Annotated in this window: 20 protein-coding genes and 2 tRNA genes; 4 read left to right on the top strand and 18 right to left on the bottom strand. The window is 66.5% G+C overall.

The window, feature by feature from the left end; genetic code table 11:
- Positions 1–90 precede the first annotated feature (90 nt).
- Together ABD53_RS04390 and ABD53_RS04395 are read left to right on the top strand one after the other, a co-directional pair.
- Positions 91–681, top strand: a complete 591-nt coding sequence (locus ABD53_RS04390; RefSeq protein WP_084709295.1) for a DUF3105 domain-containing protein — start codon at positions 91–93, stop codon at positions 679–681.
- On the top strand, positions 681–1,337 hold the full coding sequence (locus ABD53_RS04395; RefSeq protein ID WP_235401334.1) for a DUF305 domain-containing protein: 657 nt from the start codon (positions 681–683) through the stop codon (positions 1,335–1,337). Before ABD53_RS04390 ends, ABD53_RS04395 begins: the two co-directional genes overlap by 1 nt.
- Positions 1,338–1,398: 61 nt before the next feature.
- Here the strand turns inward: ABD53_RS04395 and ABD53_RS04400 are convergent.
- The 7 genes from ABD53_RS04400 to mfd all read right to left on the bottom strand — a co-directional run bounded on the left by ABD53_RS04400 (position 1,399) and on the right by mfd (position 9,633).
- Positions 1,399–1,482, bottom strand: a tRNA-Leu gene (locus ABD53_RS04400).
- 49 nt (positions 1,483–1,531) lie between these two features.
- Positions 1,532–1,978 (bottom strand): DUF501 domain-containing protein, encoded by a 447-nt coding sequence (locus tag ABD53_RS15685; RefSeq protein ID WP_152670570.1) that lies wholly within the window; start codon positions 1,976–1,978, stop codon positions 1,532–1,534.
- Positions 1,968–2,303, bottom strand: a complete 336-nt coding sequence (locus tag ABD53_RS04410; protein WP_160309621.1) for an FtsB family cell division protein — start codon at positions 2,301–2,303, stop codon at positions 1,968–1,970. Before ABD53_RS04410 ends, ABD53_RS15685 begins: the two co-directional genes overlap by 11 nt.
- A gap of 7 nt (positions 2,304–2,310) precedes the next feature.
- Positions 2,311–3,753, bottom strand: a complete 1,443-nt coding sequence (pyk, locus tag ABD53_RS04415; protein ID WP_160309622.1) for a pyruvate kinase — start codon at positions 3,751–3,753, stop codon at positions 2,311–2,313.
- Between the two features lie 4 nt (positions 3,754–3,757).
- Positions 3,758–5,053 (bottom strand): phosphopyruvate hydratase, encoded by a 1,296-nt coding sequence (gene eno, locus ABD53_RS04420; RefSeq protein WP_047864552.1) that lies wholly within the window; start codon positions 5,051–5,053, stop codon positions 3,758–3,760.
- A 118-nt stretch (positions 5,054–5,171) separates the two neighbouring features.
- Positions 5,172–6,326 carry a peptidyl-prolyl cis-trans isomerase gene (locus ABD53_RS04425; protein ID WP_084709298.1) on the bottom strand — a complete coding sequence of 385 codons (1,155 nt, stop codon included), beginning with the start codon at positions 6,324–6,326 and terminating at the stop codon, positions 5,172–5,174.
- Between the two features lie 91 nt (positions 6,327–6,417).
- Entirely contained in the window at positions 6,418–9,633 is a 3,216-nt protein-coding gene (mfd, locus tag ABD53_RS04430; RefSeq protein ID WP_152670571.1) for a transcription-repair coupling factor, read from the bottom strand.
- A gap of 171 nt (positions 9,634–9,804) precedes the next feature.
- On the opposite strand from mfd, the gene ABD53_RS04435 reads away from it, so the two are divergent.
- Both ABD53_RS04435 and ABD53_RS04440 read left to right on the top strand, forming a co-directional pair.
- Positions 9,805–10,224 carry a PaaI family thioesterase gene (locus ABD53_RS04435; RefSeq protein ID WP_047864554.1) on the top strand — a complete coding sequence of 140 codons (420 nt, stop codon included), beginning with the start codon at positions 9,805–9,807 and terminating at the stop codon, positions 10,222–10,224.
- A gap of 99 nt (positions 10,225–10,323) precedes the next feature.
- A complete protein-coding gene (locus ABD53_RS04440) occupies positions 10,324–10,587 on the top strand; it encodes a hypothetical protein (RefSeq protein ID WP_047864555.1) in 264 nt (87 codons plus the stop codon).
- A 60-nt stretch (positions 10,588–10,647) separates the two neighbouring features.
- Here the strand turns inward: ABD53_RS04440 and ABD53_RS04445 are convergent, their stop codons facing one another.
- The 11 genes from ABD53_RS04445 to ABD53_RS04495 all read right to left on the bottom strand — a co-directional run bounded on the left by ABD53_RS04445 (position 10,648) and on the right by ABD53_RS04495 (position 19,488).
- Positions 10,648–11,544: a YdbT family protein gene (locus tag ABD53_RS04445; protein WP_047864556.1), complete on the bottom strand. Its 897-nt coding sequence runs from the start codon at positions 11,542–11,544 to the stop codon at positions 10,648–10,650.
- Positions 11,544–12,386: a MerR family transcriptional regulator gene (locus ABD53_RS04450; RefSeq protein ID WP_047864557.1), complete on the bottom strand. Its 843-nt coding sequence runs from the start codon at positions 12,384–12,386 to the stop codon at positions 11,544–11,546. Before ABD53_RS04450 ends, ABD53_RS04445 begins: the two co-directional genes overlap by 1 nt.
- Before the next feature lie 109 nt (positions 12,387–12,495).
- Entirely contained in the window at positions 12,496–13,080 is a 585-nt protein-coding gene (gene pth / locus ABD53_RS04455; RefSeq protein ID WP_047864558.1) for an aminoacyl-tRNA hydrolase, read from the bottom strand.
- 21 nt (positions 13,081–13,101) lie between these two features.
- Positions 13,102–13,794, bottom strand: a complete 693-nt coding sequence (locus ABD53_RS04460; protein WP_053057669.1) for a 50S ribosomal protein L25 — start codon at positions 13,792–13,794, stop codon at positions 13,102–13,104.
- 44 nt (positions 13,795–13,838) lie between these two features.
- A complete protein-coding gene (locus ABD53_RS04465; RefSeq protein ID WP_047864559.1) occupies positions 13,839–14,834 on the bottom strand; it encodes a ribose-phosphate diphosphokinase in 996 nt (331 codons plus the stop codon).
- Positions 14,835–14,932: 98 nt separating this feature from the next.
- Positions 14,933–16,384, bottom strand: coding sequence for a bifunctional UDP-N-acetylglucosamine diphosphorylase/glucosamine-1-phosphate N-acetyltransferase GlmU (gene glmU, locus ABD53_RS04470; protein ID WP_047864560.1), 1,452 nt, complete (start codon positions 16,382–16,384; stop codon positions 14,933–14,935).
- An 83-nt stretch (positions 16,385–16,467) separates the two neighbouring features.
- Positions 16,468–16,538, bottom strand: a tRNA-Gln gene (locus ABD53_RS04475).
- A 128-nt stretch (positions 16,539–16,666) separates the two neighbouring features.
- Positions 16,667–16,918 (bottom strand): hypothetical protein, encoded by a 252-nt coding sequence (locus tag ABD53_RS04480; protein ID WP_047864561.1) that lies wholly within the window; start codon positions 16,916–16,918, stop codon positions 16,667–16,669.
- Positions 16,919–16,931: 13 nt separating this feature from the next.
- Positions 16,932–17,870 carry a 4-(cytidine 5'-diphospho)-2-C-methyl-D-erythritol kinase gene (gene ispE, locus ABD53_RS04485; protein ID WP_160309623.1) on the bottom strand — a complete coding sequence of 313 codons (939 nt, stop codon included), beginning with the start codon at positions 17,868–17,870 and terminating at the stop codon, positions 16,932–16,934.
- Positions 17,867–18,685: a 16S rRNA (adenine(1518)-N(6)/adenine(1519)-N(6))-dimethyltransferase RsmA gene (gene rsmA, locus ABD53_RS04490; protein ID WP_160309624.1), complete on the bottom strand. Its 819-nt coding sequence runs from the start codon at positions 18,683–18,685 to the stop codon at positions 17,867–17,869. Before rsmA ends, ispE begins: the two co-directional genes overlap by 4 nt.
- Positions 18,686–18,693: 8 nt before the next feature.
- Positions 18,694–19,488 carry a TatD family hydrolase gene (locus tag ABD53_RS04495; RefSeq protein ID WP_047864563.1) on the bottom strand — a complete coding sequence of 265 codons (795 nt, stop codon included), beginning with the start codon at positions 19,486–19,488 and terminating at the stop codon, positions 18,694–18,696.
- Positions 19,489–19,523: the final 35 nt, after the last annotated feature.

Below are 19,523 nucleotides of genomic sequence, written 5' to 3' on the forward strand. Positions count from 1 at the left end.
AGAACGACGACGGCCGGGGGCGGCAGGTAGAGTCACGATGTTTACCCCGTCTGGGCCGTAAAGAATCGTACAGGATAGGAGAGAGGTAGATTGGCGAATCAGAGCGGTGGCGGCCGGCGAGGCGGAGGAGCCAGAGGTCTGTCGGCGGGTACCATAGTAATAGTGGCGGTGTTGTTCGCCCTGGTGGTAGCGTTCGTGGCCGTGGTTGTCCTGGACAGCCGCCAAGGAGCCTCCTCCGGCCCGCCCGACGGCACGGAGGAGGTAGACGTCGGACAGGCCGGGCAGCACACCGAAGAGAACGTGGACTACGAGCAGACCCCGCCCGCCGGCGGTGAACACAACCCGGCGTGGCAGAACTGCGGGGTATACGAGGAGCCGGTCAGGAACGAGACCGCCGTCCACTCCCTGGAGCACGGGGCGGTCTGGATCACCTACCGGCCGGACCTCTCGGAGGGGCAGGTGCAGCAGCTAGAGGACCTCGCCCAGGGGGAGTCGTACGTGCTCGTGAGCCCTATGCAGGATCTCCCCTCCCCCATAGTCGTCAGCGCCTGGGGCCAGCAGCTCCAGGTAGAAGAGGCCTCCGACGAGCGCATACAGCAGTTCAAGAGCGCCTTTCTCCAGGGCCCACAGACGCCAGAGCCCGGCGCGGCCTGCTCCGGCGGCGTGGGTGAGCCGGTCTAGTGAGCCCGCTCGTGAGCCTGTTACGGCGCATAGGCCCGGTCGGCCTGCTCGCCGGGACCGCGGTGCTGGTGGTCGTCGCCTCACTCGCGCTGGTCCTGTTCGACCAGCCTCCGGGCGAGGGCTCCGCCGAGGCCGGCTTCGCCCGTGACATGTCCGTCCACCACGCCCAGGCCGTGGAGATATCCCAGATCGTACTGGACAAGACGGACGACCCCGCCATAGAGAACCTCGCCACGGACATAACGTTAACCCAGCAATCCCAGATCGGCCGCATGCAGGGCTGGCTCTCTGTGTGGGGGCTGCCGATCTCCGGCGCGGGCGAGAGCATGGCGTGGATGGGCCACGAGGTGGACGGCCGGATGCCCGGCATGGCGAGCCCCGAAGAGCTAAACGAGCTCCGCAACGCCGACGGCGAGGAGGCGGACGAGGTCTTTCTGCGGCTCATGATCCCGCACCACGAGGCCGCCATCCCGATGTCCCGGGCACTCATACAACGCTCCGACAACGAGGCTGTTACGGGCCTGGCCGAGGCCATCATCCCCTCCCAGTCCTCAGAGATCGAGATAATGCGCCAGATGCGCCGGGAGCGGGGCCTGGAGCCTGGAGCTGGAGGCGGCGTACACGAGGGCCACGGAGGCCACGGGCAGGGCGGGTAGGTCGGGTATGCCCCGATGCACGAAGCCTAACCGGCCTCAGCGATCTTCTGGCAGAGGTTAGTAGGGGCGGTGGGACTCGAACCCACACTCCTATGCAGGAAACGGATTTTAAGTCCGGTGCGTCTACCGATTCCGCCACGCCCCCGAGATTTTGTGAGTATAGCAGCCGCCCACGGGCTTCTAAACGGCTAGAACTACTCCGTGTCCAGGGTAGTGCAGCAGGACTCGGGATAAGGGCTCTGCAAACGCTCCAGGGTCCACTCCGCCACCGGGTTGGGTACGCCGCCTTTCGCCAGATGCAGGGCGGTGAAGGCGTGCAGGCATTTGACGTAGCCGCCGTCCCGGATGCCGGCCACCCGGTTGCCGTAGAGCCTCTGGTGCTCGGCGTGGGTCTCCTCTATGGGCTCGGTCCCGAGCTCCTCCTGGGCCTCGCGCACGCCGCCGGCAGCTTCGAGACGGGAGATTCCGGTAGCCAGCGAGGGGCAGGTTATCCAGAAGCGGGTCGGCATGCTGCGGGACGGCTCGTTCTCTATAACGCTGGGCTTACCGTACGGGCAACGGGCGGCCACGCTAAAGGGACGAGGATTGCGTCCGAGCTGTAGGGAGACCGCCGCGCGGTCCCCGGAGCCGCTAGCCTCCATCTTCCGTACCACCCGACTTCATGCGCTCGGGGACGAGGTAGACCTCCTCGCCCGGTCCGATCATGCCGTAGCGGTCGCGGGCGGCCCGTTCTATGCCCGCGTCCGTCTTTAGCTCCTTAGCCTGGGCGACCATCGCCTCGTTCTCGATGCGGGTCTGTTTGATCTCGTGCTCTAGCTCCGCCACGCGGGAGTTGCCGTCCAGGATCTGCTGTAGCGGCGACAGGTAGGAGGCGAGGAGGAGCCCGATAAACGCCGCGTAGACCACGACCGCCAGAGGCCGGAGGTTGCTTCCTCGTACAACCCCTCGCGTCGCTCTCCGGTTCAAGGCCGGCTCAGCGATCTTCCCCGACGGTGTACACGTGCAGGAGGTTCGTGGAGCCCGGAGTGGAGCTCATTATCCCGCCGGTAAGGATCACGCGGTCCCCTTCCCGGATCTGCTCGTTCTCCTCCGCGGCGGCGACGGCGGCCCGGAAACGCTCCTCGAAGCTGCCCGCCTGCTCGCCCCCGAGCGCGGTAACACCCCAGACCAGCGCCAGCCGCCGCACGGTCTCCTGCTCCGGGCTGACCGCGATGATCCGGTTCGGCGGCCTGAAGCGCGCCACCCGGATGGAGGACAGCCCGCTCTGGGTGGAGGTGAGTATGGCGTCCAGCTCGAGCACCTCGGCCAGCTCGCAGGCGGCGTGGGTGAGGGCGTCGTAGTGATCGCCCCGGCCCCAGGCCGTCGAGGCGCTTATATCCTGGCCGTAGTCTATGGCCTCCTCCGCGGCCCGGCAGATGCGGTCCATCTCCCGCACGCTCTGGAGCGGGTAGCGCCCGACCGCCGTCTCACCCGAGAGCATCACCGCGTCGGTGCGGTCGAAGATAGCGTTGGCGACGTCCGAGACCTCGGCCCGGGTGGCGCGGGGGTTGCGGATCATGGAGTCGAGCATCTGGGTGGCGACGATAACCGGCTTACCGAGCCTGCGGCACCGGGCCACGATGTTCTTCTGCTCTATGGGCACCTGCTCGGCGGAGAGCTCGACGGCGAGGTCCCCGCGGGCGACCATTATGCCGTCCGACTCCCGCAGGATGTCCTCGATGTCGTCTATGGCCTCGTGCTTCTCTATCTTGGAGATTACCGGGATCGGGCTGGCTTCCCCGGCGAACTCCCGGATACGCTCCTTGAGATCCCGCACCTCCTCGCCCGAGCGCACGAAGGAGGCCGCGATCCAGTCCGGCCTGAGCTCCTGCACCCCGTAGCGCAGATCCTCCACGTCCTTATCGGTCAGCCCCTTTATGGAGAGCGAGGAGTCCGGGAAGTTCAGGCCCTTGTGGGATGAGATCTCCCCTCCGTCAACGACCATGCACTCCACCTCCCCGTCCTCGACGTTCTCGACCCTCAGGGAGAGCAGGCCGTCGTCTATCAGGACCCGGTCCCCGGGGCTCACGTCCTCGGCGATGTGCTCGTAGGAGGTCGCCAGCCGGCTGGCGTCGCCCAGAAAATCCCCCGGGGCTATGGTCACCCGGTTACCGGTAACGAGCTCCGTGCCGCCGACGACCTCGCCGGTGCGGATCTTGGGCCCCTGGATGTCCTGGAGTATTGCTACGTTGCGCTGCGCCTCTTTTGCCGCCGCCCGCACGGTCTCGGCATTTTTGGCGTGGGTCTCGTGGTCGCCGTGGGAGAAGTTCAGCCGGGTAACGTCCACCCCGTAGCGTACGAGCTCCCGGATCATCTCCCCCGACGAGGTAGCGGGACCGAGAGTTGCGACTATCTTTGTCCTGCGCGGTGTGCCCAACGCCTTACCTCCCGCTCCGGGCCGGGCGCGGGTTGAAGGCCGCGCGTCCGGGGTAGACCGCGGCGTCGCCGAGCTCGTCGGCGATGCGCAGGAGCTGGTTGTACTTGGCGACCCGCTCGCCACGTGCCGGGGCTCCGGTCTTGATCTGGCCCGCGTTCAGCGCCACGGCGATGTCGGAGATGGTGGTGTCCTCGGTCTCGCCGCTGCGGTGGCTGATCATGGTCGTGTAGCCCGAGGTCATGGCGAGGCTCATGGCCTCGAAGGTCTCTGTCAGCGTGCCGATCTGGTTGACCTTTACCAGGATGGAGTTGCCGATCCCGGCATCTATGCCGCGCCCGAGTATCTCCTTGTTGGTCACGAACAGGTCGTCGCCGACGAGCTGTACCCGGCTCCCGAGCTTCTCGGTCAGGATGCGCCAGCCGTCCCAGTCATCCTCGGCCAATCCATCCTCGATGCTGATTATGGGGTACTCGTCGCAGAGGCGGACGTAGTAGTCCACCATCTCCTCGCGCGACAGCGTCTTGCCCTCGCCCTTGAGGTTGTAGGTGCCGTCCTCGTAGAACTCCGAAGACGCCGGGTCGAGGGCGAACGAGATCTCCTCCCCGACCGTGTACCCGCTGCGCTCGACGGCCTCGCTCATAAGCGCGAGCGCCGCGCCATTGTCGTCGAGATCCGGGGCAAAGCCGCCCTCGTCCCCGATACCGCCCGAGAGCCCGCGCTCGGCCAGGAGCTTCTTGAGGCTCTGGTAGGTCTCGGAGACCGCCCGCAGCGCCTCTGCGTAGTCGTCGAAGCCGACAGGCACGACCATGAACTCCTGGAAGTCCACGTTGTTGGAAGCGTGCTCGCCGCCGTTCAAGATGTTTGCGCAGGGCACGGGCAGGGTGTGAGCCCCGGGCCCTCCGAGGTAGCGAAAGAGCGGCAGGTTCGCAGACTCCGCCGCGGCCTTCGCCGCCGCCAGGGAGATGCCGAGCATGGCGTTGGCCCCGAGGCGTCCCTTGTTATCCGTGCCGTCGGCCTGTATTAGCGCGAGGTCGAGCGCGCGCTGGTCGGTTACGTCCAGGCCGAGCACGGCTTCGGTCAGCTCGCCTTCCACGTTCTCGGCGGCCTGCTCCACACCCTTGCCGCCGTAACGGTCTCCGCCGTCCCGGAGCTCGACCGCCTCGTTCTGGCCCGTGGAGGCCCCGGAGGGCACCGAAGCCCGGCCCGTGAACCCGCTCGTGGTCGCGAGCTCTACTTCCAGGGTGGGGTTGCCCCGGCTGTCCAGGATCTCCCGTCCCCGGACGGCTACTATCTCCGTCATCCTCATCCTCCCTGACGTCTAATAGATATTATGTCTTTCAGGCCCCAACTCTACGCCCTGGGACACCCAGATGCTAGTGTCCGGCCCGTTCGCGGAATCCCGGGCGGCCCATTTTCCCCTATTGCCCCTGTTCGCCGGTGGTCTCTCCCTGTCCGCCGGCGGAGCCGCCGGGGTCGAAGCCCTCCTTGTACTGGATGTCGCGGCGCTCGGTCTCTTTCTCCAGCCACTTCTGGAACTCCTCGGACTGGGCCTGCTGGGTGAGCTGGTCCCGGATCTCACCCTCCACCTCCTCGAACGGCGGCGTGTTCTTCTCCCGGATCTCCCGCAGCTTTATTATGTGGTACCCAAACTCCGTCTTTACCGGCCCTATGATGTCGCCTTCCTCGGCGTCGTCGGCGAACAGGGCGTCGCTGAATGCCGGGGCATAGGTCTGCTGGCCGGTCTGCGGGTCGGTCTCGGGCGCACAGCCGAGGTCGCCGCCCTCCTCGGCGGTCCCGGTGTCCTGGGAGTTCTCCTTTGCTAGCGCGGCGAAGTCGCCGTCGCCCTCTAGCTCTTTCTTGACCTCCTCGGCCTTCTCCTTGGCGTCGGGCGGGAAGAGGATGTGGCTGGCGCAACGCTCCTCGGGCCGGGCGAAGGAGTCCTCGTTATCTTCGTAGTAGGAGCGGACCTCTTCGTCGGAGGGACCGGCGTCCGCGGTAACCTCCTCCTGCACCTTCTGCAGGGGGAGTTGATCCCGGATGTCCTGCCGCAGCTCCTTCTCCGTAATACCCGCCTGTTCGAGGGCCTGATTGTAGGCCTGCTCGTCGCTCAGGTCGCCCTGGCCCTGGGAGCGGGCCTGCTCGCCGACCTGCTCCTTGAGGCTCTGTATCTCCTCGTTCACGTCCTCGTCGGAGACGGTGATCCCGTTCTCCTCGGCGTAGGCCTTCGCGATCTCGGTCTGGACCAGCTGGGGCATGATCTGGACCACCAGCTGCTCGTACTGGGGGTCGCCCGGGGACGGCAACTGCGCCTCTCCCCCGCCCTGCTGGCCCTGCTGTTGAGCCACGGCCTCCAGCTGCTCGTCGAACTCGGCCCGGGTCACCTCGCCGCCGTCGAACTTCGCCAGCGTCTCCGCGCCGGACTCATTGGCGGAGTTGGACCCGGCGGGCCCGCAGCCCGCGAGCAGTAGGGCCACCAGACCCGTTAGAACCGCCCTACCTGTAAAGTGCCGGACCCTGCTGAAACGGGGATGACTCGGGGTACTCGGAATGCTCGACGTGCTGGAAGTGCTCAAGGCGCGGGGTCCTAACGTAGGTCGGGGTTCTTGCCGGGCCGCACCGGCAGGGGCTGGCCGCCCCTCTCTCGGCCCCTCAAAACGCCCGCGATTATAGCACGGAGTCTTTTAGCGCCCCGAGCGCCGTCTCGGTCAGCGCAAGCGGGCCTTCTTCGGATTTTGCGCCGTTCAGACCGCGGACCGAGATCCTGCCCTCCTTCACGGAGACCTGGCCGCCGACCGACCTCCTGAGCGCGGCGGGCGCGGCGGCCGGGGAGCCCTTGACCCCGACGATGTTCAGCGCGCCCTGCCGGTAAGACACCGAGGTCGCGCCTATGGCGCGGGCCAGTATCTTGACCCGCGATAGCGCGAGCAGGTTCCTCGCCGGGTCCGGCAGCGGCCCGAAGCGGTCGGCGAGCTCCTCGGCCAGGTCGTCGGCCTCAGCCAGGGTCCCGAGGCCCGACGCCCGGCGGTAGAGGTCTACACGCTCGATCTCGTCCTGCACGTACTCCAGCGGCAGGTACGCGTCCAGCGGCACCTCCACGAGGACCGGCTTCTGCTCCCGGCGCTCGACGCTCTCGCCCCGGGCGGCCGAGACGGCCTCTCTCAGGAGCTGCAGGTACATCTCGAATCCCACGGCCTCGATCTGGCCCGACTGCTCCGCCCCGAGCAGGCTGCCCGCGCCCCGGATCTCCAGGTCCCGCATCGCCACGGCGAAGCCGCTCCCGAGCTCGGTGAAGTCCATCAGGGCTTCGAGGCGCTTCTGGGACTCGGGGGTGGTGTCGAGCGGCGCGAAGAGATAGGCGTAGGCCTGCTCGCGGGAGCGCCCGATCCTGCCCCGTAGCTGGTACAGCTGGGAGAGGCCCATCGTGTCGGCCCGGTCCACGATCAGGGTGTTCGCCGTCGAGACGTCGAGCCCGCTCTCGACTATCGTCGTCGTAACGAGCACCTGCGCCTCGCCGTCCAGGAAGGTCTGCATCACGTTCTCCAGCGCCCGCTCGGGCATCTGTCCGTGGGCGGTAACGAAGCTCGCCTCCGGCACCAGCGCCTGTAGCCGCTCGGCCGTGTCGTCTATGGTCTCGACCCGGTTGTGGACGAAGAAGACCTGGCCGCCGCGCTCGATCTCGCGCCGGATCGCCCGCCCGACCATCTCCTCCTCGTACGGTCCGACGTGCGTCAGGATGCTGCGTCTGCCCGCCGGAGCCGTCTCGATGGTGCTTATGTCCCGAAGCTCCGAGAGGCCCATCTGCATGGTGCGCGGTATCGGGGTCGCCGTGAGCGTCAGCACGTCCACGTCGCTCTTTAACTCTTTGAGGCGCTCCTTGTGCTTGACCCCGAAACGCTGCTCCTCGTCCACGACCACGAGCCCGAGGTCCTTGGGCGTGACCTCGCTGGATAAGAGCGAGTGGGTGCCGACGAGCACGTCTATCTCGCCGTTTGCGAAGTCCCGTAGCACCTTCTTGCGCTCGGCGGCGGTCGAGAACCGGGAGATGCTTTCGACGCGGGTGGCGAACTTTTCCAGCCTGTTCGCGAAGGTGCGGTAGTGCTGTTGTACGAGGATGGTGGTCGGTGCGATCATCATGGTCTGCTTGCCGGCGAGCGCGGCCTTGAACGCGGCCCGCACCGCCACCTCGGTCTTGCCGAAGCCGACGTCGCCGCACACGAGCCGGTCCATCGGCTGCTCACGCTGCATGTCGGCCTTCGTGGCCGCTATCGCGGCCTCCTGATCCGGGGTCTCCGTGTACGGGAAGCTCTCCTCGAGCTCCCGGTCCCAGTCCGTGTCCTCGGGGAATGCGTGGCCCTCGGCGTTTGCGCGGGCGGCGTAGAGCTGCAACAGGTCTCCGGCCATCGCCCTAACGCGGCTCCTTACCCGGTCGGTGACCCGAGCCCAGCTCTCGCCGCCGAGCTTGTCCAGCCGGCCGGACTCACCGCCGATGTACTTGTGCAGGAGCTCCATCTGCTCGTAGGGGACGAACAGGGTGTCGCCGTCGCGGTAGCTGACCTGCATGTAGTCCCGCGTCGCCCCGAGCACCTCCTTGGCGACGAGACCCTCGAACCGCCCGATGCCCTGGGTAGCGTGGACCACGAGATCGCCGGTCTTTAGATCCGCGAACGAGGCGACCTGCCGGCCCGGCGCGGCGGCCTCGCGGCGGCTCGCCCTCCGGCGGCCGTACAGCGCGTCGCGCCGGAAGACGGCCACCCGCGCCTCGGGGTAGGAGAACCCTTCCTCGACCTCGCCGGGCACCGCGTACACCGCGGGCGGCAGCGACTCGTCCACCCGCTCGGCCTGCTTGACGGCGCGGTTCGCCTCGCCGAAGGCGTAAGCCGTGCGCCGGGCCTCACCGGCGGAGCCGCATGCTATAAACGCCGCGTAGCCATCCTCCACCAGAGAGTCCAGCCGCCGTCCGGCCTCGCGGATAGTCTCGGCCCAGGCGGCGACCGGGGGCGCGCTGACGGCCTCCGCCTCGTCGGCCCGGCCCGAGAACTCCAGGTCGGCTGCGGGATAAGCGCCGTCCACCCAGCCGTCGTACAGCTCCTCGACCACGTCCTCCGGCGCTGTCTCCGCGGGCTCCTCGCGCCACAGCTCCGCCCCATCCAGGCGTTCGGCCACGACCTCCGCCGGCGAGACGGGGTCGAGCCCGATCAGCAGCCGGTCGAGCCCGGGGGTGCGTATACCGAGCCGGGCCTCGTCCGGCAGCTCTTCGTCCGTGGCGGCGGCGAGCGCGGCCAGATCTCCCTCGCGGGCGGCATAGACGGTAACGGCTTCTAGCTCTCGCACCACACGCTGGGTGGCCAGCGAGACGGCTCGGACGCTCTCGATCTCATCCCCCCACCACTCCACACGCACGGGCGAGCGGCGGGTGCTGGTAAACACGTCCAAAATACCGCCGCGCACCGCGAACTCGCCGGGCTTGGAGACCCGGTCGACCCGCCCGTATCCGAGCTCGGAGAGGCGCGTTATCACGGACTCTGGATCCAGCTCCAGACCGCCGGAGAGCTGCACGGGCGCGTAGAGCGGGGTGCGCTCCGCGTACGAGGCCGGGCCGGCTACCAAGAGAGCGGCCCCCTCCAGGGAATGCAGCGCCCGCTGGCGGCGGCCGACGCGCTCTACCGGCGGGTCGAAGACCTCACCGTAGGAGACGCCGCGAGAGGACAGGTGTACCACCCGTCCGTCCGTGAACCCCCGCGCCTCTCGCGCGTAGCGTTCCGCGGAGTCCTCGTCGGATGTGAGGAGCACGACGGGGTCTTGTCCGGCCTCCCGGGCGGCGAGGTAGGCCCGGACGCGGCGCGGGGCCTGTACTAGTCTGGTTCGGGTTCGTTCTGACACCCGGACATTCTACCCCCGCCCCCAGCAAATCCAACCGGGCTCCCGGGCGCCGGACCGATTTCCGTTGTTTTCCGCCCCACCCCTTGAGACTTTGAGACAATCCCCACTCGAGCAGAGCGCCGCGAGAACCGGAATACAAAATACAAGGAATACAAAGTAAAGGAGACCAGCATGTCGGATACGCAGAGCCCGGTAGAGAAGCTGAACCAGCGCAGCGAGGGCCGGCTGCCGGGAATGCTCGGGATCGAGATTACGGCGTCGGAGGGCGGAGTTCTGAGGAGCCGCATGCCGCTCGGGGAAGAGCTGATGGCCCCAAACGGCTACCTGCACGCCGCGACGGTCATAGCCCTCGCCGACACCTCCTGCGGCTACGGATGCTTCGAGAACCTGCCGGACGGGGCCGAGAGCTTTACCACCGTGGAGCTAAAGAGTAACTTCACCGGCACGGCAAGGTCGGGAGCGATAGCCTGTGAGGCCCGGCTCGTACACGGCGGGCGCACCACCCAGGTCTGGGACGCGACCGTGACGGACGAGGAATCGGGGCGTGAGATCTGCCTGTTCCGCTGCACCCAGATGCTCCTGTACGGCTAGACGCCGCGGCTGCGGTGGGACCGGTTAAGAGACTGAGTCTACGACAATTTTTGAGTACAATGCAAAGAAAGAAACTTGGCTAATCTAGAAGGAGCGTAGATGAAGCAGCATCTAATCTCCGTGAGAGATTTGCTGAAGAGTTGGACGCTGGCTAGAACTGATCTCCAGTTCGAGTTCATAGTCTATGGCTCTATCTCTATAATAGTGGGAGCGGCGATTGCCCTATCGTTCATCGGCGTGAGTAGCATAGCTTTTGCTCCCGTGGTGCTTGCACTCCTGGCATTTGGAGGATATATGGCACAGGCCTACGAGTGGCGTCAACAGCAGGGTATGAGCAGAGAGTGCGTAGAACGAGAAAGCTAGCTGACACCAGGGAAAGTACCTTTTTCTCAATCTTCTAGTGCAGAGCTTTCCAGGGAAGATTCATCCGCCGCGCCTCCTAGACTCTATCCCGGGGCCAGCAGCCGGGGCCCCTATGCGCCGGTCGATCTCCAAAGCGAGCCGGCCGGGTTCATCCGCTGCGAGATGGATGCGGGAAGCTGGCCTGCTCTCCTTGATGAAACCGCGTACCGATCCTGATGTATAGAGGGTGAGCATCAGATCTGTCTTCCCCGAGGTAGCCAGGTAAAGGCTATCCCCATTAGGGTCATACTGCACGCCATCTCCGGCTCTCGGGGCCATGTGCATTTTTCGCGCTACATTTTTTATCTCCTCATAAGGGATAAACCCTTCGGCGAAAACACCGTGGCGTAGCCTGAGTCCTGTCTCGTCGAGCCGGTAAGGTAGGGTAACGAGCGTCGCGTAGAGCCCCAGGATCCAGAAGAAAGCATACACCTCCACACCCAGCAGGGCCCAACCGAGCCACGTCCAGGGCGAAAACAGATAAACGAGCAGGTGGATCACGAAAAGCTCTACGGGTAAGACGAAGACCAGCATCGGTATCATCGAGCGCAGTAGGGAACGTTTGTGGTAGCTAAACTCGCCCTCCGAGAGCTTGGCGCGCCGGAAGGCCCACTTGAACAGCGCGGCGAAGATCCTCATCTCGTGCGTGATGAGCCGCGCCGCGACATTCGGCAACACGAGAGACGCTCCGCTTTCGAGGGCCTGCAACACGTCCAGCCCGGACCTACGCTCCCGCCGGTAACGCTTCACGACGAGGACCACCTCCCCGATACAGAGCAGCACGACAAACGCCTCCATGCCCGCCACGCTGAGCACCGCATCGCCGAAATCCATGGTCCCCGACCAGACCAGCGCCGCCTCGGCCACGATCACCAGCGGCAAGATCAGCTTCAAGGATCGTTTCATGAAGCCTTTCATTATGTGTCCTCCGGAGAGAAACGCTCGAGGAATAGCTCCATACACCTCCGTTGCGCCGGGTACATGGCGTCTAGTACGACCCCGGAGAATATCTTCCCCATGCCTCCTATAGGAGGAGCCTTTGCCCCTCTTCCAGGCCCGAAAATCTCCTCGGATAACGTGCTCTGCGCGAAAAACGCCGCGTAGTCCTCGGCGAGCAGCTCTATCTCGTCGGAATCCTCTGGCAGGTACGCCAGTGCCGCGAGACGCTCTTCGAGCGCCAACAGCCTCTCGCACTCTTCGGGATGGTCGCCCATGTAACGGGCCAGACCCTCCTGAAACTCCAGGTAGCCCCGCGGCCACTCGAAGTCGTCGAGCGTGCCCCAGAGCTCTCTCATCTGCTCCAGCATCCGCGGGTCGAGGCCGCCCAAACGATCTCCCATGCGCTCGCGAAACACCGCGAGCGCATGTGGCTCCTCTTCAGGTGGTGAATCCTCCGAGCCGGCGGAGGTACCGTCCGGGAGCATTCGGCGTAGATCGACGCGCCTTCTCTGGAGCTGCTCGATCTGCTCCTCCACCTCACCGAGGAGCGTCTCCAGAACATCCTCGAGCCCGAGGCCCGAGTCGCCCTCGCCAGGCAACGCTTTGATCCTCCCGAGCGATAAGCCGAGGCGCTGTAGCTTCTTGATCCTGTTCAGACGCAGGAGGCTATCGGCGGCGTACAACCGGTACCCGGAGCCAGAACGCTCCGGGGCCTCTATCATCCCGAGCTTCTCGTAATGCCTTATAGCCTTCGGGGTGATGCCGAGCAGCCGGGCGGCCTCGCCGATTAATAGCCGATTCTCTGGCCTCGTAGAATCCATATCTAAAGGTCAGTTTAAGGCTTGACCCTGGGACAAGGTCAATGACTATCTCGACTGGCTCGATTATAGGTTCGCGGGGCCGCTACTCTTTAGTCGCCCTTCGCGTCTTTCACGTTTTCACGTTGAAGCGGTTCATCGCGGCCTCGGCGCCGGACTCCAGTATCTCCTCGACGGCGTCGGCGGCGGTCGGGGCTGCCTCTGCCACGGAGCCCTCCATCTTGCCGAGCACGTACGGGGTCACGCCAACGCCTTCGGGCGGACGGCCGATGCCGACGCGCACCCGCACGAAGTCGGGGCCGACGTGTTGTATGAGGGACTTGAGGCCGTTGTGGCCCCCGGCTCCGCCTCCGATCTTCACCCGTACCGCGCCCGGGTCGAGGTCCAGGTCGTCGTGGATCACGATCAACCCTTCGGCTTTCCTCCCCGAGAGCGCCGCGCCGGAGTTGTTCATATACGTGGTCGGCTTTATTAGCTCGATCTCTTTCGCCCTCAGGCTTATGGAGGCGGACTCGGCCTTTTTCTTCTTGCGCCAGGTGCCGCGCCCGTGGCGGTTCGCCAGCTCGTCGGCGGTCAGGAAACCCGCGTTGTGACGAGTGCGCGAGTAGGAGCGGCCCGGGTTTCCGAGCCCCACGACCACGGGGGAGCCGGTGTGGCTCCCCCGCGTGTGATCCGCTTGTTTTCGTCCGAAGACCATGCGAGCCCCGGAGACCGGAGGCTACTCGGCCTCTTCTTCGTCGGCCTCCTCGCCGGCGGCGGCCTGCTCGCCCCCCTCGGTCTCCTCGCCCATCTCCTCGGAGTCCTCCTCGACGATGCCGGCGCTCTCCATCTCCTCCTCGGTGATCTCGGTCGGAGCCGTAACCGTTGCCGCGACCTCCTCGGGATCACTGATCAGGGTCACGCCCTCGGGCATGGCGATGTCGCCGAGTGAGAGGTTCTCGTTCATGTACAGCCCGGAGACGTCTACCTCGATCTCCTGCGGGATGTTGCCCGGCAGGGACTCTACCTGTAGCTCGTAGGCGACCTGCTGCAGGACGCCGTCGTCCTCGTTTACGCCCGGGGCCTCGCCGACCACCGTGACCGGCACGGTGACCTCGATGCGCTCGCGCATGTTCACCGGGGTGAAGTCCACGTGCACGAGCTGCCCGGAGACCGGGTCGCGCTGGAGGTCCACCACGCGGGCCACAGCCGTGCGGGAGCCGACCTGCACGTCGTACAGCGCGTTATCGCCCAGGTTCTGGAGGGTGAGATCCACCGTCTTCACCGGTACCGCGAGCGCGGTGCTGACCTCGTTCGGGTCGTCGTTGTAGAGGATAGCCGGCGCCATACCCGTCTTTCTCAGGCGGCGGTTCTCGTTCTTGCCGCGCGCGGCGCGCTCTCTGGCCTGCAGGTCCACGTTATCGTTCGCCACTTCTCTCTCCTGATCCTTCTCTGACCTTCTAATGCCTTCTGGTACTAGAAAAGCTGATTCTCGCCCATGAATACCTCGCTTACGGAGGCGTCTGTGAACACGTTGTGTATCGCGCTCGCGAGTATCGGGGCGATTGTAAGCGTTTGTATCTTAGACTGCGGCTGGTCTTCCTTCAAGGGCAAGGTGTCGGTGACGATGACCTCCTTGAGCGCGGAGTCCTGGATGCGCTCGTAAGCCGGGCCCGAGAACACGCCGTGGGTCCCGGCAGCCGAGACCTCTGTAGCGCCCTCACTCTCGATCAACCTCCCGGCCGCGTTACACAGGGTGCCGGCCGTGTCTATGATGTCGTCTATCATGATCACACGCTTGCCCTCGACCTCCCCGATAACGTGGGTGACCTCGGACTGTCCGGCCTCGTGGCGGGTCTTGCCCATGATCGCCCACGGCAGGTTCAGATGCTCCGATAGCTTCTGGGCAACCTTCGCCTCCCCGGTGTCCGGGGCCACGACCACGGCGTCGTCCGCGTCCCTGAAGTCGCGCTCGGTAAAGTAGTCCACGAAGGTGTGCATGGCCGTGAGGTGATCCACCGGGAAGTGGAAGAAGCCCTCGATCTGGCCGACGTGCAGGTCCATCGTCATCACCCGGTCCGCCCCGGCGGTCTGGATGAGGTTCGCCACGAGCCGGGCGGTAATGGGCTCGCGCGGCTTGGTCTTACGGTCCTGGCGGGAGTAGGCGTACCACGGGATGACCGCGACTATCCTCTTCGCCGAAGCCCGTTTGGCGGCGTCTATCATGATGAGGAGCTCCATCAGGTTCTGGTTGACGGGCTCGCACAGGCTCTGCACCAGGAACAGGTCGGCTCCGCGCACGCTCTCCCCGAACCGGGCGTACATCTCGCCGTTCTTGAACTTGGTTAGCTCTATATCGCCGAGCTCCACGTCCAGCTTGTTCGCTATCCTCTCCGCCTGATCCTGATAACCGCTGCCGGAGAAGAGCATCATCCGTTTCTCCGTTACCTGTGCCAAATGTCCGCTCTCCATGTTCGAAACCCCTCCGTTTCGGTTCGTAGGTCCGTAGCTTCGTGGCCGATGGCCTCTGCTCGATGGCCTCTGCTCTGCCGGGCCCGGCGTCCGCCCGGCTAAGGCTCGCCGGAGCCCTCGTCCGGGGTTCCGTCCGGGCCGTTCTTCTTGGCGCGCCCGGATTCCGGGGTCTGCGAATTTCCCGAGTTCGGGGAGTCGCGGATGACCCGCGCCGGGGCCCCGACCGCGAGCTTTCCGGGCGGGATGTCCTTGTTCGCCGTGCTCCCGGCCCCGAGATATGCGCCGCGCCCGACCCGGATCGGGGCTATCAGGTTCGTGTTTACCCCGGTGAACACACCGTCCTCTATTACGGTCCGGCTCTTGTTCTTGCCGTCGTAGTTCGCCGTGATCGTGCCGGCCCCGAGGTTCACGTCCCGCCCGATCTCGGCGTCCCCCACGTACGAGAGGTGCGGGACCTTGCTCTCCGGCCCGACGGTGGTGTTCTTGACCTCGCAGTACGCCCCAACCTTCGACTCTGCGGCGAGCACCGTCCCGGCCCGCAGGTAGGAGTACGGCCCGACCCAGGCCCCGGCCCCGACGCGCGCCCCCCGGCTTACCGAGTGTTCCACCGCCGCCCCATCCTCGACCACGGTGTCCCTGATGTCGGACTGCGGCCCGATAACGCAGTCCGCCCCCACGACGGTCTCGCCGCGCAGCAGGCTGCCGGGCAGGACTATGGTGTCGCGGCCTATCTCCACCCCGGCCTCTATGTGAGTCGAGTTCGGGTCCCGCACGGTAACGCCGTTTCGCATGTGGGAGTCCAGGATCTGGCGGGAGATGATCTCCTCGGCCTTTGCGAGCTGCGCCCGGTCGTTGACGAGCGTCGCCTCCTCGGGATTTTCGAGCACGTAGGTAACGGCCCGGCTGCGGCGACCGATGATCTCCAGCGCGTCGGTGAGATACAGCTCGCCCCCTGCGTTGTCCGTGCCGGTCTCTTCCAGGGCATCCCGGATCTCGGAGAGCTCGAAGGCGTACAGCCCGAGGTTTACGAGGCTTATGCCCTTCTCTTCCTCGCTAGCGTCCTTGTCCTCGACGATGCGAACCACCCCGGCGTCCTCGGAGACGCGCCCGAGACCCGTCGGGTCCGGCACGTCGGCGACGAGCAGCGTGGCCCCCACCCCGGCCGTCCGGTGCCGCCGGATCAGGCCGGAGAGCGTCCTGTCGGAGATGAGCGGCCCGTCCCCGTTGACCACGAGGAGGGTACCTTCCTCCTCGTCTATGGCGTCGAGCGCGACCTTCACCGCGTCACCGGTGCCGCGTTGCTCCCTCTGCAAGACCGGCTCGGTCACTTTCGGCAACACCGCCTCGACCTTCTCAGACTGGTGCCCGACGACCACCAGAGTCTTCTCCGGCGCGAGTGGCCGGGTCGCGGAGATCACGTAATTTACCATCGGCACGCCGCACAGGGTATGTAGCACCTTGGCCCGATTGGACCTCATCCTGGTCCCGCGTCCGGCTGCGAGTACCGCCGCGAAGATCGGCGCCTCTCGTCCCTCTACAAGATCAGGCATGTGCTCTGGGGCTCCTTCGGGCTCGGATCTCGGTATCACTGGCGGGTCCGTCTAACGCTGGAGGTACATAAAGGTACGACCGGCTGGGGCGGCAGGATTCGAACCTGCGATCCCGGGACCAAAACCCGGTGCCTTGCCGCTTGGCTACGCCCCATCTGCTATGTATGCCCCGTCTCTGGATATCCTCCGGCGAACTCTCGTCTCTGGCGGGCTCACGCGGGCTCGCGCCAATCGTGCAGAATACACAATCCGGGGCGCGTTATCCCGCCACGGGCACCGGGATTATACCGGAGCATCGCCGGGGCTTCCAAAAGTTTCCGTCCTCCCCGCGAGGCGGGCCCCGGCGCGTCGCGGCCTCCCGTATCCGGTGGGCAGGGGGAGGCGGGATAGCTCCTGTGCCGTGAGCCGCCCCGCCTCCTCGTGCCCGTCACCCTTTGAGAGTCCCTGTTCCAGCAAACTTTCCGTAAATTCCTCGAGACGCCCGTGCGCCACCACGAACGCCTCGCTCCCCTGTATTACCGGCCACTCTGGCATGGATACGCATCTCCTAGCGTGCGTCGGGCGCCGGTAGACTCTCCACCCCGCAGGGGACGGGCTCGTACACGCCCCCGAACGGCGCACCGAGGCCGGAGACGGTGCCCTCGGCCGCCGCCCAGGACCCGAAGACCCCGTACACGGCGGTGCCGCTGCCGCTCATCGAGGCCCCCAGAGCTCCGTTACCCTCATTACCCTGGTTACCCTCACGGCCCTCGCCGCCGCGCAGGGCCTGCTCGTACTCCTCGACCTCGGGGACGAGGCTCTTGGTGACCGGCGCGAGCGCGTTGCCCACGGTCCTCCCGAGCTCTTCGAGGCTGCCGCGTTCCAGGGCGGCGAGTACGGCCCCGACGCAACGTTCACCCGGGCCCGGCAGCCGGTCGTAGCCCTCGTAGATGGCGGCGGTGCTCGCGCCACGCCCGGGGCGGACGATGGCCAACCGGTGCCCCGGCGGCGCGGGCAACGGCCTAAGCACCTCGCCTATGCCCTCCGCGAGCGCGGTGCCACCCGAGACGCAGAACGGCACGTCGGCCCCGATTCTGGCCCCGATCTCCCGCGCCCCGATGGCCCCGAGCCCGAGGCCGAACACCTCGTCGAGCCCTACCAGCACCGCCGCAGCGTCCGCCGACGCCCCGCCGAGCCCCGAGCCGGCCGGTATCCCCTTTCGCAGCCGCACGCGGGCCGGGAGTTCCCTACCGCAGACGCTCTGGAGCAGGCTCCACGCCCGGCGGACCGTGTTCCTCTCCGGCTCCCCTACCTCAGCTCCCTCTGGCTCGACGACGAGATCCAGGCCCTCCCCGGGTCCGCGCTCTATCTCTACCTCGTCGAAGAGCGAGACGCTCTGCATCACGGTCCTGATGTCATGGTAGCCGTCGAAGCGCAGCCCGCCGACCTCCAGAGCGTAGTTGACCTTCGCGTAGGCCCGCAGGCGCACCCTCCCGGCACCGCTCAACCCGGGGAACCCCCCGCCCCTTCTTCGAGCCACCGGTACAACCCCACGAACTCCGCCGGCGACAGCTCCTCCGCCCGCGCGTCCGGCCCGTGGCCCACAGAGGCCAGCGCCTCCGGCGCCCGCGCCCTATCCCCGGCGGCCAGGTTGTTGGCGAGCCGCTTGCGGCGGTTGCCGAACGCGGCGAGCACCAGCTCCTTCAAGCCCGCGTACTCGGCCTCCCCGAAAAGCGGCTCCACGCGGCGCCGGACCTCGACCACGGCCGAGTCCACCCGGGGCGGCGGGTCGAAGACCCTGCGCGAGACCCGGTGCTCCACGGAGACCTCGCCAAGGAGCTGTAGCAGCACCGCGTAGGAGCCGTAGTCCTTGGTGCGGGGCGCGGCGGCCATGCGACGGGCAACCTCTAGCTGCACCATGAAGCGCAGCCTGCGGACACCCGGAACCCTTTCCAGCAGCCCGAGCACCAGCGGCGAGGCCACGTTGTACGGGAGGTTCGCGACCATCGCCGACGGAGGCGGGTCGAGCACAGCATAGTCGAAGACCAAGGCGTCGGCGGCGTGAACCCGGACGTTGTCGCGCCCGGCGAGCGCGGCCCGCAGCTCCGGCATGACGCCCTCGTCTACCTCTAGGGCGTGGACCAGCCGGGCCCGGTCGGCGAGGACCGTGGTAAGCGCGCCGCGGCCGGCCCCGATCTCGACCACAACGTCCCCCGCCCCGACCCCGGCGGCGACTATGCGGGCCGTGTTCGGGTCGGTCAGGAAGTGCTGCCCGAACCGCTTTTTCGGGGCCTCTCTGCGGCCCGGGCGAGGCTGGGACACGGCGGGCATCAGGCCGGAGGGGAGTCCGGGCTCTCCGGGTTTTCCAGATTTCCCAGTGGCAGGCCGTAGAACCTTGCGGCGTTCCGCGCGGTTATCTCGCCGAGCTCCCCGGTCTCCATCCCGAGGGCCCCGGCGACGAAGGCCGCCGTGTGGACCAAGTTCTTGGGCTGGTTCCGCTCCCGGCGCACCGGCTGGGGGCTGAGGTACGGGGCGTCGGTCTCCACCAGCAGCCGGTCCGGGTCTATGAGGGCGAGGTAGGGGGCGGTCGCACTGCCGTTGTAGGTGACGTTCCCTGCGAGCCCGATGTAGTAGTCGCGCTCCGCGGCGGCCCTTATCTCGTTCTCGCCACCCTCGAAGCAGTGCAGCACCACCGGGACCTCGGCGTTCTTCAGGCACTCCATCGCGTCCTCGAAGGCCGCGCGGGCGTGGATCACGACCGGCAGCCGCAGGTCGTTGGCGAGGTAGATGGCGTCCGCGAACAGCGCCTTCTGCACGTCCTCGGGGTGCTCGTTGCGGTGGTAGTCGAGCCCGACCTCCCCGAGGGCGACGACGCCCGGCGACTCCGAGATAGCGGCCAGCGCGTCGAGGTCGCCCGGCGTGTAGTCACCGGCGTTGTGAGGATGTATGCCGACCGCGGAGTACACGCCCGGCAAAGCGGCGGCGAGCTCCGCACCCCGCTTTGAATCCTCGGTCGTGGTCCCGATGTTCACCACCGTCTCCACCCCCTCCGCGAGGGCGGCCTCCATCGCCTCGCCGGGCGATACCTCCAGCCTCAGCAGGTGCGTATGAGAGTCTACGAACATCGCTTTACACCTCTAACGGCATCGGGGACCCGGAC

Source organism: Rubrobacter aplysinae (genome assembly GCF_001029505.1).
Taxonomy (GTDB): domain Bacteria; phylum Actinomycetota; class Rubrobacteria; order Rubrobacterales; family Rubrobacteraceae; genus Rubrobacter_A; species Rubrobacter_A aplysinae.

Excerpts from the sequence above, each read along its gene's own strand:
- glmU (WP_047864560.1), bottom strand. The coding sequence starts at position 16,384 with ATGCCTGATCTTGTAGAGGGACGAGAGGCGCCGATCTTCGCGGCGGTA.
- ABD53_RS04465 (WP_047864559.1), bottom strand. The coding sequence starts at position 14,834 with ATGGAGAGCGGACATTTGGCACAGGTAACGGAGAAACGGATGATGCTC.
- ABD53_RS04435 (WP_047864554.1), top strand. The coding sequence starts at position 9,805 with ATGTCGGATACGCAGAGCCCGGTAGAGAAGCTGAACCAGCGCAGCGAG.
- eno (WP_047864552.1), bottom strand. The coding sequence starts at position 5,053 with ATGACGGAGATAGTAGCCGTCCGGGGACGGGAGATCCTGGACAGCCGG.
- pth (WP_047864558.1), bottom strand. The coding sequence starts at position 13,080 with ATGGTCTTCGGACGAAAACAAGCGGATCACACGCGGGGGAGCCACACC.
- ABD53_RS04480 (WP_047864561.1), bottom strand. The coding sequence starts at position 16,918 with ATGCCAGAGTGGCCGGTAATACAGGGGAGCGAGGCGTTCGTGGTGGCG.
- ABD53_RS15685 (WP_152670570.1), bottom strand. The coding sequence starts at position 1,978 with ATGGAGGCTAGCGGCTCCGGGGACCGCGCGGCGGTCTCCCTACAGCTC.
- ABD53_RS04445 (WP_047864556.1), bottom strand. The coding sequence starts at position 11,544 with ATGAAAGGCTTCATGAAACGATCCTTGAAGCTGATCTTGCCGCTGGTG.
- ABD53_RS04440 (WP_047864555.1), top strand. The coding sequence starts at position 10,324 with ATGAAGCAGCATCTAATCTCCGTGAGAGATTTGCTGAAGAGTTGGACG.
- ABD53_RS04450 (WP_047864557.1), bottom strand. The coding sequence starts at position 12,386 with ATGGATTCTACGAGGCCAGAGAATCGGCTATTAATCGGCGAGGCCGCC.
- ABD53_RS04495 (WP_047864563.1), bottom strand. The coding sequence starts at position 19,488 with ATGTTCGTAGACTCTCATACGCACCTGCTGAGGCTGGAGGTATCGCCC.